The 14,107-nt window shown below is 63.4% G+C and carries 10 protein-coding genes and 1 pseudogene; 6 read left to right on the top strand and 5 right to left on the bottom strand.

Features of this window, described 5'->3' with window-relative positions:
* Positions 1-18: 18 nt before the first annotated feature.
* Positions 19-504, bottom strand: a complete 486-nt coding sequence (locus BKA07_RS19540; RefSeq protein WP_209043875.1) for a transposase — start codon at positions 502-504, stop codon at positions 19-21.
* Between BKA07_RS19540 and BKA07_RS05345 the strand changes: the two genes are divergently transcribed.
* The 4 genes and pseudogenes from BKA07_RS05345 to BKA07_RS05330 all read left to right on the top strand — a co-directional run bounded on the left by BKA07_RS05345 (position 432) and on the right by BKA07_RS05330 (position 4,811).
* A protein-coding gene (locus BKA07_RS05345) for an IS3 family transposase (protein ID WP_167949984.1) occupies positions 432-1,630 on the top strand; the annotation gives its coding sequence in 2 pieces (ribosomal slippage) (positions 432-723 and positions 723-1,630; 1,200 coding nt in all). The genes BKA07_RS19540 and BKA07_RS05345 overlap by 73 nt on opposite strands.
* A 341-nt stretch (positions 1,631-1,971) precedes the next feature.
* Positions 1,972-2,346, top strand: coding sequence for a hypothetical protein (locus tag BKA07_RS05340; protein ID WP_167949983.1), 375 nt, complete (start codon positions 1,972-1,974; stop codon positions 2,344-2,346).
* A gap of 555 nt (positions 2,347-2,901) precedes the next feature.
* Positions 2,902-3,789 (top strand): annotated as a pseudogene (locus BKA07_RS05335) (ISL3 family transposase); the annotation flags it as partial.
* 332 nt (positions 3,790-4,121) lie between these two features.
* Positions 4,122-4,811, top strand: a complete 690-nt coding sequence (locus tag BKA07_RS05330) for an MFS transporter (protein ID WP_167949982.1) — start codon at positions 4,122-4,124, stop codon at positions 4,809-4,811.
* A 98-nt stretch (positions 4,812-4,909) separates the two neighbouring features.
* Here the strand turns inward: BKA07_RS05330 and BKA07_RS05325 are convergent, their stop codons facing one another.
* From BKA07_RS05325 to BKA07_RS05315, 3 genes are all read right to left on the bottom strand, one after another.
* Positions 4,910-6,112, bottom strand: coding sequence for an IS110 family RNA-guided transposase (locus tag BKA07_RS05325; RefSeq protein ID WP_167949981.1), 1,203 nt, complete (start codon positions 6,110-6,112; stop codon positions 4,910-4,912).
* A 223-nt stretch (positions 6,113-6,335) separates the two neighbouring features.
* Complete coding sequence (locus tag BKA07_RS18990; protein ID WP_209043874.1) at positions 6,336-7,577, bottom strand: hypothetical protein; 1,242 nt, start codon at positions 7,575-7,577, stop codon at positions 6,336-6,338.
* 160 nt (positions 7,578-7,737) lie between these two features.
* Positions 7,738-9,513, bottom strand: a complete 1,776-nt coding sequence (locus BKA07_RS05315) for an aldehyde dehydrogenase family protein (protein WP_167949980.1) — start codon at positions 9,511-9,513, stop codon at positions 7,738-7,740.
* A gap of 225 nt (positions 9,514-9,738) precedes the next feature.
* Here BKA07_RS05315 and BKA07_RS05310 point away from each other — a divergent pair, with 225 nt between their 5' ends.
* Both BKA07_RS05310 and BKA07_RS05305 read left to right on the top strand, forming a co-directional pair.
* Positions 9,739-10,305: an SRPBCC domain-containing protein gene (locus BKA07_RS05310; RefSeq protein WP_167949979.1), complete on the top strand. Its 567-nt coding sequence runs from the start codon at positions 9,739-9,741 to the stop codon at positions 10,303-10,305.
* A gap of 10 nt (positions 10,306-10,315) precedes the next feature.
* Positions 10,316-12,823: an excinuclease ABC subunit UvrA gene (locus tag BKA07_RS05305; protein WP_167949978.1), complete on the top strand. Its 2,508-nt coding sequence runs from the start codon at positions 10,316-10,318 to the stop codon at positions 12,821-12,823.
* Between the two features lie 14 nt (positions 12,824-12,837).
* Here BKA07_RS05305 and BKA07_RS05300 read toward each other — a convergent pair whose 3' ends face one another.
* Positions 12,838-13,875 carry a hypothetical protein gene (locus tag BKA07_RS05300; RefSeq protein ID WP_167949977.1) on the bottom strand — a complete coding sequence of 346 codons (1,038 nt, stop codon included), beginning with the start codon at positions 13,873-13,875 and terminating at the stop codon, positions 12,838-12,840.
* Between the last annotated feature and the right edge of the window lie 232 nt (positions 13,876-14,107).

Here is a 14,107-nt window from a genome sequence, read left to right as displayed (position 1 = left end):
AATTAACCGACCAGGACACTAGTGTCGCGTTTCTGAAGTTCTTTTAGGCTTCGCTTTCGCCAGTACTTGCTCGGGTGTCTTCGTCCACACGAACGGGTGTTTGCGCTTGTTCCAGCCCGTGATGAACTCCCGGATCTTCTTGTTCAGATCCTTCACCGACGTGAAAACACCTCGCTTGATCGCTTGCCGATCAATGATGCCGAACCACACCTCCACCAGGTTCAACCACGACCCAGACGTCGGTGTGAAGTGAACATGGAACCGCGGATGTTCCTCCAACCAGGCCCGCACCTCGGGCGTCTTATGAGTCGCATAGTTATCCATGATCAAATGCAGCTGTTGACCCGGATACGCCCGATCGAGGGACTGATGCAGGGTTTGGTGACATCTGATCTGGCTTGTTCTCAGGCAAGCCTGGAAGGATAGACACCATGCCCCAGCCCTACCCGAAAGAGTTCCGCGATAACGTCGTCCGTGTGGCTTTGAACCGCGACGAGAAGACAACGATCGCCCAGATCGCCAAGGACTTCGGCATCCACGAAGGCACCATCAACAAATGGCTGCGCCAAGCAGACATCGATGCCGGCAACAAGCCCGGAAAGACCACCGATGAGTCCACCGAGCTGCGCGAGCTGCGACGTCGAACTCGCCTGCTGGAACAGGAGAACGAGGTCCTGCGTCGTGCCGCCGCGTACTTGTCGCAGGCGAAGCCTGCTGATCAATTGTGCTCTACCCGCTCGTGAGAGAGCTCGCCGTCGACGGGATCCCCGTGGCGGTGTCGTGTCGGGTTCTCAAGCTCTCCCGCCAGCCCTATTACCGGTGGCTGGCCGCCCCTGTGCCCGAAGCCGAGGTGAATGAGGCGTATCGGGCTAACGCCCTCTTCGACGCCCACCGGGACGATCCCGAGTTCGGGTACCGGTACCTTGCCGACGAAGCTGAGACCGCCGGCGAGCCCATGGCGGTACGCACCGCATGGCGGCTGTGCTCGGATAACGCCTGGTTCTCGGCCTTCGGCAAGGCCCGAGCAAAGAGCAGCGGTAAGCGGCCGGGCCCACCCGTCCACGACGACTTGTGCACGGTCGTCGACGCCGACGGACGGGTGCGGCACGAGTTCCACGCTACGGCCGTCAATGAGCTGTGGCTCACCGATATCACCGAGCACCACACCGATGAGGGCAAGCTGTACATGTGCGCGATCAAGGATGTCTACTCCTCCCGGATCGTCGGCTACTCCATCGGGGCCCGAATGAAGGCGCGCTTGGCTGTTGATGCCCTCGAGATGGCCGTGGCCCGTCGCGGTGGTGACGTGGCCGGATGCGTGACGCACAGCGATCGCGGCAGCCAATTCCGGTCGAAGAAGTTCACCCGTGCTCTGGCCCGTCACGGCCTGGTGGGGTCGATGGGCCGAGTCGGCGCGGCTGGTGACAATGCTGCCATGGAGAGCTTCTTCGCTCTGGCACAGAAGAATGTCCTCGACCGTCGCCGGTGGGCGAGCCGGGAGCAGTTGAGGATCGCGATCGTGACGTGGATCGAGCGAACGTATCATCGGCGTCGGCGGCAAGCCCGGTTGGGTCGTTTGACGCCTGTTGAGTACGAAGCAATTATTGAGTCACCTGCAGTCGCAGCGTGACACCCCGATTGTCACCGATCCTTGCATCAGTCCCGCCGAGTTCGTCAGTCGGCCGAAGGTCGCGGCTGTGTTCGCCTGGACACGACAGGTCTGCGAAGCGGCAGGTTGGCGATACGAAGTGTGGTCTGGTGACGCCCCCCGCCGTTTGGCGAACATCAAGGCACTCGGAGCAAGTCGCCGTCTCCAAATGTTCGGGCCACAGGACGTACGAGAATTCGACGGGCCAGGCGGCATGTCGTTTGATGACCGCTATCGGGCGTGGTCAGGAGAAAACGAGGTAAGCCTCGATGCCCCGCTGGGGACATACCTGAGTGCAGGATCAAAATTTGAGGAGATCGCCGATGGCGTCGGTTGTTGAACTCTCGGTGGGCAAACAAGTGTGGTTCGAGGGCGACATGTGGGAAATCGCTTCCATGTCTGCGGCCGCCGCGCAACTGTTTCGTGGCGACAAGTTCCGTTCGGTGGCGACGCTGTCGCTGTTAGAGGGCGCGAAAATTATCGGTGACGATACTCAGGCGGCGGAAGATGAGGGGTATCAGCCTGCATCGAATGTTGTGTTGAGTGACTTGAGTCCGGCTCAGCGGGCGAAGTTAGATCATCGTGCTGCGGTCGTGCGCCCGTTGTTGGAGTATAACGGTGATGTCTCGTTGAAGCAGGGACTGCGCGAGCTGCGGTCTCGGCGAATGTGTCGACGCGCACGTTGGAGCGTTGGATGACCGGATATCGTAGCGGCGGTTTGGCGGGTCTTGCTGACAGTCGAATGACTGGACGCTACGCCACGGGTATCGATTCGCGGTGGGATGCCGCCTGCACCGAGGTTTTGGCGGAATATGCATCGCGGTCGACTCCGACGATAAGCGTTGTCTTAGCCTGAATCCACCGATCCAAGAGGGAGTCTCGGTGTGATCCGATTTCGGACTAAGCCCCGGGTTTCCGGCAGGACTGTGATGCGGGCCTCGCTGCCCGTCGTGTTCCACTGAAGAGTCCTCGTATCGCGCCGGTGGCGGCTGGTCGGTCAGGCTACAACCCGCCCGGGCGGGGCATTGGCAGCGACGAAGAGACTTCTCCATTCCGTCTCCCAGGGCCATTGTTCGGGCAGATGTAACGTGACTCGCCGTGCCGATGTCGCGATCCGGGCTGGGACACTGACCAGTTTCGTGGCTCTTCATAAATAGGGCGGTGTAGAGGATCTGAGCCGGGGTCGAAAAAGTACGGGACCTTGGGTGCAATGATGTAGGTGTTCAAGACTCCATCACGACCCAAGGCCCCTCGTGCACAACTTTACCCCGCCCTGCCTCGACACCGCACTCGCTTTGACTGATCTCGGTCTGACCGCGATCGGCCAGCATCACACTGGACGGCACCTGACCGTGCTGTGCTTGATCACCGACCACGACGACGCCTGCCCAGACTGCCGACAACGCGGACTCGTCCGGGCCACGAGGATCCGCAAACTCATCCATCCACCGATCGGGCTGACATCGGTGACACTGGCCATTCGTATCCGCACCTACACTTGCCCCCGCTGCCACCAGCGGTGGTCCCAATCGCCAGCACGGGCCTGTGCGGGCCGATCGAAACTCTCTCGCACCGCACGTCTATGGGCTCTGAAGTCCGTAGTCATCGACAAGATGAGCATCCACGTCATCGCGAAGAACCTCGCCACCTCGTGGAACACCGTGTGCTCGGCGGTCCTCGACCTCGGCCGTAGCCTCTTGCTCGCCGATGCTTCCCGCCTTGATGGTGTGTCCACGATCGGTGTCGATGAACACTGCTGGTCCCACCGCGGCATCGACCGGTGGGTGACTGTCATCGTTGATCTCACGTCCCGGCCAGCACGATTGCTCGACATCGTCCCCGGCCGCTCGGCTGAAGCCTTCAGCAACTGGTTGAGCGACCAGCCCGATGACTTCAGGGCCGGCATCGATCACGTCGCGATGGATGCCTTCGCCGGGTACAAGAAGGCCGCCACCGACGAGCTGCCGGAGGCAATAACGGTCATGGACCCGTTCCATGTCGTTGCCCTCGTCGGGACCAAGCTTGATGAAACGAGGAGACGGCTCCAGACCGAAATCCATGGACGTCGGGGCCGGTCTGGCGACGATTTGTACGGGATTCGGAAAACGATCCGCACCAGGGTAGGGCTCCTCACTGACAAGACGTATCTCACCGAAGAGGGCACCTCGGTGGCGACGTCTGTGCTCGCTGTGGACAACACCCGGCTATCGAGACGTCTACCAGCCGGGCCGCCCAAGTCGCATCGACGCCAGCGGCACTACCCAGGTTCGTTCTGGCCTTAGATCACGGGCGCCCACGTACCGTACGAGAGTCGGTCAGAACTCGATCGCCTGTGGTTGGCGGATTTCGGCCCGCAGGACTCCTGGGCTTCATCGCCGATCGCCCAGAGCCTACGCAATGATCGGATGACGTCGAAAATTGTACAGGGAGGGCAGCACTGGCCGATAGCGGCTTTCTCATTCGTCGTCCCTGGGTGCTCGTGGTCGTACTTACCGGTGTTGCTACGAGCACGGCGTTCGTGCAGACACTTGTCGTTCCCATTCAGAACCATCTTCCCGACCTCCTCGATGCACCACGCAGCGCTACAGCATGGGTCCTGACCATTTCTCTGGTGGTTGCGGCTGTCACCACGCCGGTTTCCAGGCACCTGGCAGATATCTTCGGTATGCGCACGGTCCTGATGGCTCTACTGACCATGATGACACTGGGATCCCTGATCGCTGCGCTCTCGAGCGAATTGGGGTGGCTGCTCGTCGGTCGCGGGCTCCAGGGGGTGAGCATGGGAGCCACAGCTGTCGGCGTTTCGATCATGGGTCTGGTCGAAAACCGCAAGATCCGCATCACCAGCATCAGCATCATCAGCTCGAGCATGGGATTCGGCGGCGCGATCGGTCTGCCGCTCGCCGCCTGGATCGCTGAGATCGGGGATTGGAAACTCCTCTTCTGGACGACAGCCGCCCTTGGAACCATCATTCTCACCGCAGTGGCCGTCGTCGTCCCCAGGGCCGATCGCCTTCGGCAACGATTCGACCGGCTCGGGGCTCTGCTACTCTCCGTCGGTCTGAGCGTGATCCTGACCGCGCTCTCTCAGGGCCCGATGTGGGGATGGACATCGGCGGCGACGCTGGGGGGGGGTGCCCCTATGGTTTTCGTCAAGGTGTAAGCCTTGATTTCTTCTAACAGTTTCGGTCGCTGATGGTGAGCAGGAGTGATCTGTCCGGGACAAGGTCTCGAACTCGTCGTGGACGTGCTTGAATCGAGCTATGCGACGGTGGTCTCCATCGGTGCGTGGAAGTAGGTGCCATCGCGCAGCATCGCGAACAACACATTGCACCGCCGACGTGCCAGCGCGATCAAGGCCTGGTTATGCTTCTTTCCCTGAGCGCGTTTCCGGTCGTAATAGGCCCTCGACAACGGGTCTTTCAGCGCTGCGAAGGCGGATAGGAACAACGCCCGTTTGAGGACCTTGTTGCCCCGGTGTGAGGAATGATCGCCACGGATCGAGGTCCCCGATCGCCACGTCACTGGCGCGAGTCCGGCATAGGAGGCCAGGTGCCCGGCGGTGGCGAAGTCCTTACCCACGACCTCGGTCAAGATCCTCGCCGTCGTCCTGACCCCGACTGCCGGCATCGAGGTCAGGAGCTCGAAAAGAGGATGCGACTCGACCAGCTCCTCGATGCGGGAAAAGACTTCGTCCCTCGACGTTCGGGTCTGGGCCAACGCCCTCGCCAATTGCGGCAACACGATGCCGGCGGCGTCGGTACCAGCCACGACCACAGTCTGGCCGTCGAGTGCGGTGAAGATCGCTGACGTCCAGCGCTTCCATGCCCGTGGGGCGTGTGTGCGCAACAGCGTCTGGACCCGGCGTGTGCCGGCTCTGCGGAGTGCTTTGGGTGTCGGGTACTTCATCAGCAGCGCCGTCATCGCGGGGTGATCAAGGTGGTCGCCGATGACGGCCTCCAGTCCGGGGTGGATCTGGGTGAGCAGGCCCCGGATCCGGTTCGATGTGGCTGTGGCCTGTTGCGCGAGGTCATCGTCGTAGCCACACAACATCGACAGTTCGGCGATGTTCTCATCGCTGACACGAATGCCCCTGAGCGTGTGGGGCATGGTCCGTGCGGCTTCGGCGATGTTGCCGGCGTCCCGGGCATCGGTCTTGGCCTCACCCGGGTGGAGGTCGGCGATGCGGCGCATCGCCAGCCCGGGCAGGTAGGCCACAGTGATGGACTCGGCCTGAGCGACCGCGACGGGTAAGGCCCCGATCGTGGCCGGCTGGTCCACGACGACAAGCAGGGTTCCGTGTAAGCGGAGCTTGTCGATCAAGGCTCGCAGTTTCGCTTCGTTCTGTGGCAGGGCCTTCGACAACAGTTGGGTCCCGTCCCTGGTCAGGGCTACAGTGTGGTGGTTGTGTTTGCCGACATCGATGCCGATGAATACGTCGATGTCCGCGTGGTTGGTGATCATGTCACTCATCTTCTTCGATTGGAGCGATTTCGGTTGTGAGTGGTTCGGCTGGCCGGTTGTGCTGGGTGGCTCCGGGAGTCGGCATCCACGTTACGGTCGGGCTCGAGGCATGTGTTCTGCCAGTGGTTCTGGCCCCTATCAGCGATTTCCCTGGTGCCTTCGAGCCTCGGTGACAACACCCCCCTGATCATGGTGACTGGGGGCATGAATCATGCCGGGGCTCTCAGGCCAGCGACCCCTTTCTATCCTGACGGATGTTGGGGCTACTTAAAAGGTAACGGGGCTCGTTGTACTCTTCCTCTGGGGATACCACGAGTTGCGCACGCGTGACCCACTGATCCATCTGCGCATCATGTCGAAGTTCCCGTTGCTGATGGTCAGCCTCGGTTCGATCGCCTTCGGCTTCGCTCTCTTCGTCCAAGAGGTCTCGTTCCTGCAGCTTCTTGAGCTGCCGACCAGCACTGAAGCCGGTTTGGGTTTGAGTATCCTGTGGGCGAGCATGGCCTTGGTACCCTGTTCCCTCGCTATGATGGCCGTCGCACCCCTCGCCGCGGCCATCACCGATCGATAGGGGGCTCGTGTGACTACAGTGGCCGGTGCGATGACCTCTATGGTCGAATATCTCATCTCTGTGGCTTGGCACGGTGAAATATGGCAGATCATCGTCGCCAGCGTGTTCGCCCTGGCCGGACTCGCGATGGATTACGCTGCCATTCCCACTCTCGTCATGGCCGAGGTGCCCTATTCGATGACCGGTTTGGCGATCGGGGTCAACGCTCTGATGCGCAGTGTGGGAACGAGTTCGGGCGCGACAGTCACCGGCATGGTGCTGGCGGTGCAGTTCGAGCCCTCGGCCGGATTCGCGGCGCCGAGCCCGGGTGGATTCGTCGCGACCTTCTGGTTGGGTGTCGCTGCCGCGGCCCTTGCGGCTGTCTTGTTTTGGATCTCTGGTCGACGACGTCCCAGGAAGATGTCGGCCCCCGGCCAACGGAGCCCTCTTCTGACAAGATGCCCGGACTCTGAGTCGCGACTTACCCGTGTCGCCCGGACTACCGTACTTCCCTGACAAGCCGTTGCCCGCTACCGATCGCAGGTGCGATTTGAAGGCTTCATCGGCGGAAGCCGGAATCAACTCGACGATGTGGGCCTTGACATCGAAGCACTCGAACGGGCTCTTGTCCCCGGCGAGCTTGGCTCCGCGATCGACGGCGAAGTAGTGCATCCGGGCATCGGGATCGGCGATGAAGTCACCGGCAGGCACCGGCTCGACAGGTTCGGAAAGTTCGCCTGGGCCGACATCTCCCATGAGCGCCCGGCTCGTCCCGGTCTCGCTGAGCCATCCGCGGTGCTTGTGGAAGCGGCGATCCTCACCGAGGAACAGATCGAAGTCCAGTTTCTGGGAGCGCATCCCCACCGAAGTCGGGTTGGCGATACCGTCGATCTTTCCACTGAGCAGCGTGTGCATATGGCAGACGATCCTGGGGCGTGGCGTCGTTCTCTTCCTCCGGAGCCTCGGGTGCCTCTTTTTCTTCTCCGAGTCCCCTGTCGGACGACAGCCGGAAGTCCGCCACCCGGACGGCAGCCGGTACCGGCCGGACGACAGCCGCAATCAGCCGGGAACGTGCTCAGGCGCGGAATGCGTGGAAGAAGATGCCGGGCAGTTTCGCCCAGCTGGGCGCGGCGGCGAACTTCGTCAGTGCCTGTCCCGTCCGGGCGGCACTGCGTGCGGTGACGAACCAGGGCGGTTTGGGAAACAGCGAGAACTCTCCGCCGACGACGGACCGCGGAAAGGGACGGAACGGCCCGGAGATCACGGTCCGCTCGGTATGAGGAATGAGCAGCCCGTTGTGCACGACACCGATTCCGCTCTGCACATCGTCCAGGGTATGTCCGGGGAACGCACCCCAGGTGGCCGTCGACGTGAGGAAGGCCAGACCGGTCCAGACATTGATCCCGATCGCACCGAAGTGGAGACGTTCGATCTCGGCGTCGAATTTCGATCCGAGCACTTTGCGGTCATTGGGGGCGATGACGACATTGGCTCCCAGGGTGCCGGCCAGCCGATCGTTGGCATAGTCGACCGCCAGCTGCAGGAAAGCAACGGCACGAGGAGACTGGGAGTCCTCCTGCGCCCGGGAGCCCACGGTGATGGCCCTCACGCCGAGCACTGCGGCGAAGTACTCGGTGGTCTCCACCTCCTCCGCCTCATCGGAATCGATGCTGACCAACAGCCGTCGGCCCTGGGAGAACGACTCGACCTGATCATGATCGGACTCGGCCTGCCGCAGACTGCTCCGGCCGCCGGGGTACCAGGGGTCGCGCTGCTCGATGCGCTCCAGCGCACCCCTGAGCTCCTCGAGGAACTCCTCACGCTGGCGCCAGTCGGCATCGATGACGACGGTCTGAGCGGCGATGCAGTTGTGGCCGGCATTGTGCAGACGCATGGTGGCGATGTTCTCCGCCTGGTACCTCAGGTCCGCTTTCGACCATCGGCCGGGCACCACGATGACCGGGGACACTCCGCCGAGCTCGCTGGTAATGGGCTTGTCGAGAACCGGTGCCCCGGCACGAGCCTCACGTGTGTCGTCGTCGCCCCACACGATCCGATCATGGGTGGCGGCGCTGCCGGTGATGTGCACATGGGCGATCTCGGGGTGTTCGCTCAGGTAGCCGCCGACTTCGGCCCCGCCCTCGACGACCCGCAGGAGGTCCGCCTCGATCAGCGGCCCCAGCGCCTCTCGGTACACCGTCAGCAGCGGAGACAAGTTGGGGTTGATCTTGAGAAGGCTCGTCCGATTGTGCGCGACGAGCTCCGTGAGCACGTCCAAGGGCCCGATCGACGTGATGTTCCCTGCTCCCAGGACGAGACTGACCCCGCCGACGGTTCCGAGCTGTGTGGCTCCCAATCCGGACTCGGAACGCACTTGGTCCGCGCTGATGCCCGGTCGGGTCCAGACCTCGGCGGAGAAACCGTGGAAGAGAATCGACTCCCTCATATCGGTGGGCAGCACCTTCCAGGTCAGGCGACCGCCGGCCGTTTCCGACTTCTCGACCCCGTCGAGGGGTGAATCTCCAGCGGCCAACTTCCGCAAGGATCCGGCGACGGCGGCGAAACCGGTCAGGGCGGCGTACGGACCGGAGGTCCATTCCTCGCCGACCAGCTGGGACTCGGGCTCCAACCCCTTGATGTCCGAGGCGATTCGGGTCCATCGCGCCGCGCTGAGAGCGACCGACTCGTGCGTGCGCTCGAGCAGCTGAGCGCGCTGCGACAGTGACATATCGGCCCAGGTCCGCGCCCCCGATCCCAGGGAGGTGATCGCCCGGTCCAAACGCGCGGTGTCCAACTGGTGGCCCGGCGTGCGGAGGTTCTCGGAGGCGTGCGTGTTGGCGTCGGTGGTCATGATCAGGGCTCCTCGTCGAGCTGCGGCGGTCACAGGACTCGTTCCAACGTGACCGATACGTTTCTGTCGGCGAAGCAATCGTACCTACCCATGGGTAATTTACGCCAGTGAAGCTGTCCCGGCACTATTGCAAAACGCTCCTGACCGCCCTCCCCCACCCGGCGAATTGTGATCGGCAGGGTCGGCCCGCTCGCGATCGTTCCGCTTCGGGACGACAATGGAGCCATGGGACTCAGCGAGCACGGCACCATCGAACAGACCACCGACCGCACCGCCATTCGCAGCGAGCGCCGCTTCGCGCGATCGATCGACTCCGTGTGGCACGCCATCACAGCCGAATCCGCAATCGATGAGTGGATGGGCACTCGGCCGGAGATCGACCTTCGACCGGGCGGGAAGTACGTGACCCATCATTGGGACGACTCCCCCGTCGTCGACCGTATCCTTCGTCTGGAGACTCCGCGGCTGTTCGAACATACGTACTTCGAAGACATCAACCCCGGTGCGGTCGTCACCTGGCAACTGGCCCCGACGAACGACGACGGATGCCTGCTGACGTTCACCCACGTCATGACGACTGCGGATGTCGACTCCGCGATGAAAGACGTCGCTGCCGGAGACGATCCGATCACCATCCTCTCGCGCAACGCCCTGGGGTGGCACATCCTGCTCGACCAACTTCAGAGGCAGCAGGGAGAACCGGTCCCCCAGCGATCGACCGAAGAGCTCCAGGAAATGCTGCAGCACTACGTCGAACTCCTCGAACAGAAGACCGACGACGTTGCCGTCTGAGCACGAATCGATGCACGGCCGGCAGGCCATCGAGGTCCGGGGAGCCCGGGTCCACAATCTGCAGGGCATCGATGTCGACGTGCCGCTGGGCAGACTGGTCGGCATCGCGGGAGTCTCGGGCTCCGGCAAGTCCTCGCTGGCGATGGGAGTGCTGTATGCGGAGGGCTCTCGCCGATACATCGAAGCACTTTCGACGTATACGCGTCGCAGGATGAGCCAGGCGCCGCGCGCCGACGTCGACCGCGTCAGCCACGTGCCCGCCGCGCTGGCCCTGCGGCAGCGTCCGGGCATCCCCGGTGTCAGATCGACCTTCGGCACCTCGACCGAGCTGCTCAACGTCGTGAGGCTCATGTTCTCGCGCCTGGCATCACATGTGTGCCCCAACGGCCACAGGCAGCGACCGACTCTCGATGTCGCGGCAGAGGAAGCGTTCACCTGTCCTATCTGCGGAGCCCACGTCGAGGCTCCGGGAGCCGAGGAGCTGGCCTTCAACTCGGCCGGTGCCTGCCCAACATGCGAAGGCACGGGCATCGTGCGCGAAGTCGACGATGCTGCCCTCATCCGCGACGAGAACATGAGCATCGACGACGGGACCGTCATTCCGTGGCAGATGTTCGGCTTCAACGTCCAACCGCAGATCGCCCGCGAATTCGGCGTGCGCACGGACCTCCCCTGGAAAGAGCTGAACGCCGACGAGAAGGCGATCGTCTTCAACGGCCCGGAGGAGAAGAAGCACATCGCCGTCACCTCGCAGAAGGGCCTGCACGAACTCGACTTCACCTTCCGCAACGCTCGCCTGACCGTGACCGAAGAGCTCAAGCGCGCCACCGACGAGAAGCGTCTGTCCCGAGTCAGCCGCTTCCTCACCGAACACACCTGCACCACATGTCACGGCACCCGACTCGCTCCCGCTGCGCTGCTGCCGCGGATCGGCGATCGCAATCTCGCCGATGTCACTGCCATGACCCTCAGCGACCTCACCGATTGGGCAGAGACGGTCGCCGACACCGTGCCGAAGCCGATGCGCTCCATGTCCGATGCGCTGACCGGCACGCTCTGGCGCATGTCGAAGAGGCTGCTCGACCTGGGACTGAGCTACCTCTCCCTCGACCGCGCCGGATCGACGCTGTCCACCGGCGAGCGCCAACGTGTGCAGCTGGCACGAGCGGTGCGCAATGAGACCACCGGTGTCCTCTATGTCCTCGATGAGCCGTCGATCGGGCTGCACCCCTCGAACATCCAAGGGCTCCAGGGAGTCATCGCGGATCTCCTGGAGGAGGGCAACTCCGTGGTCATGGTCGACCACGATCCCCTCGTGCTGCGCGACTGCGATCATCTCATCGAAATCGGGCCCGGCTCCGGCAAGGACGGGGGAACCGTCGTCGTCACCGGAGGGGTGAGCAGCCTCGGCGAGGATCCGAATTCGCTCATCGGGGGGTTCCTCACCGACCGGGAAGACGTCCTTGTCCGTACACCTGCGCCGGGAGATCGCGCCTTCGATGCGGGCGAGGTCAGGTTGCGCACCTCGCCCATCCACACCGTACACGCGCTCGACGTGAGGATTCCTCGCGGACGGATCACCGCTGTCACCGGAGTCTCCGGGTCCGGCAAGACCACGCTGGTTCTCGACAGCCTCATTCCCGCGCTCCGCGCATCCGATGACACTCACCTTCCCGCGCACGTGTCATCGATCGATGCCGCGGGGATCGAGAAGGCCAGCCTCGTCGATGCGACGCCGATCGGGGTCAATGTCCGTTCGACCGTCGCCACATATTCGGGCATCCTCGACGAGCTCCGGCGCGCGTACGCCGAACTCGACTCGGCGAAGGCGGCCGGACTCAGCGCACGGGACTTCTCCTACAACACGGGATCGCTGAGGTGCCCGCGATGCGATGGGACCGGTGAGATCACCCTCGACGTGCAGTTCCTGCCCGACGTCGACATCGCTTGCCCCGACTGCGAAGGCCGCCGATTCGGCCCTGACGCACACGCCCATCGCAGGACCTCGACTGCCGGCGGCGATATCGCGCTGCCCGAGCTGATGGCGATGACCGTCACAGAGGCTCTCGACCACGTGGCCGATCTGAAGAAGGTCGGCACACGGCTGCATGCGCTGAAGGAAGTCGGATTGGGGTATCTCACCCTCGGGGAGGCCACTCCCGTCCTGTCCGGTGGTGAAGCGCAGCGTCTCCGGCTCGTCTCAGAACTCGATCGGAGACAGTCAGGCACCCTGTTCGTCTTCGACGAACCCACCATCGGCCTCCACCCCTTGGACGTGCGGGTGCTCATCGAGGTCCTGCAGAGGCTCGTCGACCAGGGCGGCACGGTCCTCGTCATCGAGCACGATCTCGACGTGATCGCCAACGCCGACCACGTCATCGACATGGGCCCGGGCGGCGGTGTGGACGGCGGCCGCATCGTGGCCGCAGGAACCCCGGATCAGATTGCCGGTGATGAAGAGAGCATCACCGGGCGGTACCTGGCGCAGCAGGTCTCCGAGGTGTCTGCAACTTCGTGAATGCCCGCTGATCCTCAGCAGCCGGACCAGACGACCGCGTGCCAGTTGCCCTCTGCGTCCTGGCTGGCTCCGGCCACCTCGCCCGAGTCTGCTATCGCCTCGGCCTTGGACGCCCCTCCGGCCAGATCCGGGAGTTCAGTCACCTCTCCGTCGATGACGGCTGCAGCGCCGTCCTCGGCAGTGGCAGCGATGGCACCTGAGTCATTGACGTCGTTCGCCTCGAGTGAGCCCGGAAGCTCGGTCACGGTGTCCTCTGCCAAGTTCCACAGCACGTCGGGGCTCCCGTCCGGGCTCGATCCCGAGGTACCGATGGCGAAGTCACCGCTGACACTCGAGACCACGCTGTGCTCAGCGCCGTCGAGCACCGGCAGTTCCCGATACTCACCCTCGGAACCCCAGATCACCGGCATGGTTTCACCGTCCTCGCTCTCGGCACTGCCGCCGACCGTTCCGGCTTCGTCGATGCTCAGCGCCCCAGCCTGTTCGTGCGACGACAGCTCGCGGGGCTCGTCCTCGGCGCCCAAGCTCCATTGCAGAGCCGAGCCGTCCGATCCGTGACCGACACTCTCGCCTGCCGAGTTGAGGTCGGAGACTCGAGCGCTCTCGCCCTCCGGAGCCTCGAGCTCGCGCGTCTCGCCGTCGTAGTAGAGATAGGAGCTGCGCCCCTCCTCACCGGGTTTGATTCCGGTCCCGACAACGATGCTCTCGCTGACAGCGGCGGCAGAGGCCTCTTCGAAATCGGGAAGCAGATCATTGGGGTCACCGCTTGACCACCACGCCGCTTCGGTTTCTCCGTCGACCTGCGCGTAACCGACCTGCTCCGTCCCGTCAGATGAGCCTGCGGTCACCTGAGTGCTCGTCGCCTCTCTCGGGCCGTCGAGCTCATCGACCGAGCATTGTGCGGTTTCCGAGCCAGTCATGGCGTTGCCGGAAGCGTGTACGGGGTCAGCTGCTCCGCTCGCTCCTGCCGCACCCCCAAACAGTGCGCTGATGGCCAAGAGCGATCCCGCTCGTGCCGCATGAGGGTGCTTCTTCGTTGGACTGTTGTCCATGTCGAACTCCGTTCGTCCGTCTCACGTCATTGTGGAATATGGGCCGGCCCCGCGACCGTGAGATCGTCGGCGTGGACGAGCAGATCACGGCCGCCGAATACGACCGGCTCGCGGGTCGGCGGACATTTTTCGCGATGAGTGCCAATCGTAGTGGCCGCCGCAAGAAGGTGACAAGACTTCGACGAGACTCAGATCGACGAGACTCATGGATGGTCCCCGAATCAGCGGATGT

The sequence above is a fragment of the Brevibacterium marinum genome (assembly GCF_011927955.1).
GTDB classification, from domain to species: Bacteria; Actinomycetota; Actinomycetes; order Actinomycetales; family Brevibacteriaceae; genus Brevibacterium; species Brevibacterium marinum.
Note: the sequence above shows the minus strand (reverse complement) of the source record. Positions and strands in the feature narration are given on the sequence as shown.

Excerpts from the sequence above, each read along its gene's own strand:
- BKA07_RS18990 (WP_209043874.1), bottom strand. The coding sequence starts at position 7,577 with ATGCACACGCTGCTCAGTGGAAAGATCGACGGTATCGCCAACCCGACT.
- BKA07_RS05325 (WP_167949981.1), bottom strand. The coding sequence starts at position 6,112 with ATGATCACCAACCACGCGGACATCGACGTATTCATCGGCATCGATGTC.
- BKA07_RS05305 (WP_167949978.1), top strand. The coding sequence starts at position 10,316 with ATGCACGGCCGGCAGGCCATCGAGGTCCGGGGAGCCCGGGTCCACAAT.
- BKA07_RS05315 (WP_167949980.1), bottom strand. The coding sequence starts at position 9,513 with ATGACCACCGACGCCAACACGCACGCCTCCGAGAACCTCCGCACGCCG.
- BKA07_RS05300 (WP_167949977.1), bottom strand. The coding sequence starts at position 13,875 with ATGGACAACAGTCCAACGAAGAAGCACCCTCATGCGGCACGAGCGGGA.
- BKA07_RS05310 (WP_167949979.1), top strand. The coding sequence starts at position 9,739 with ATGGGACTCAGCGAGCACGGCACCATCGAACAGACCACCGACCGCACC.
- BKA07_RS05340 (WP_167949983.1), top strand. The coding sequence starts at position 1,972 with ATGGCGTCGGTTGTTGAACTCTCGGTGGGCAAACAAGTGTGGTTCGAG.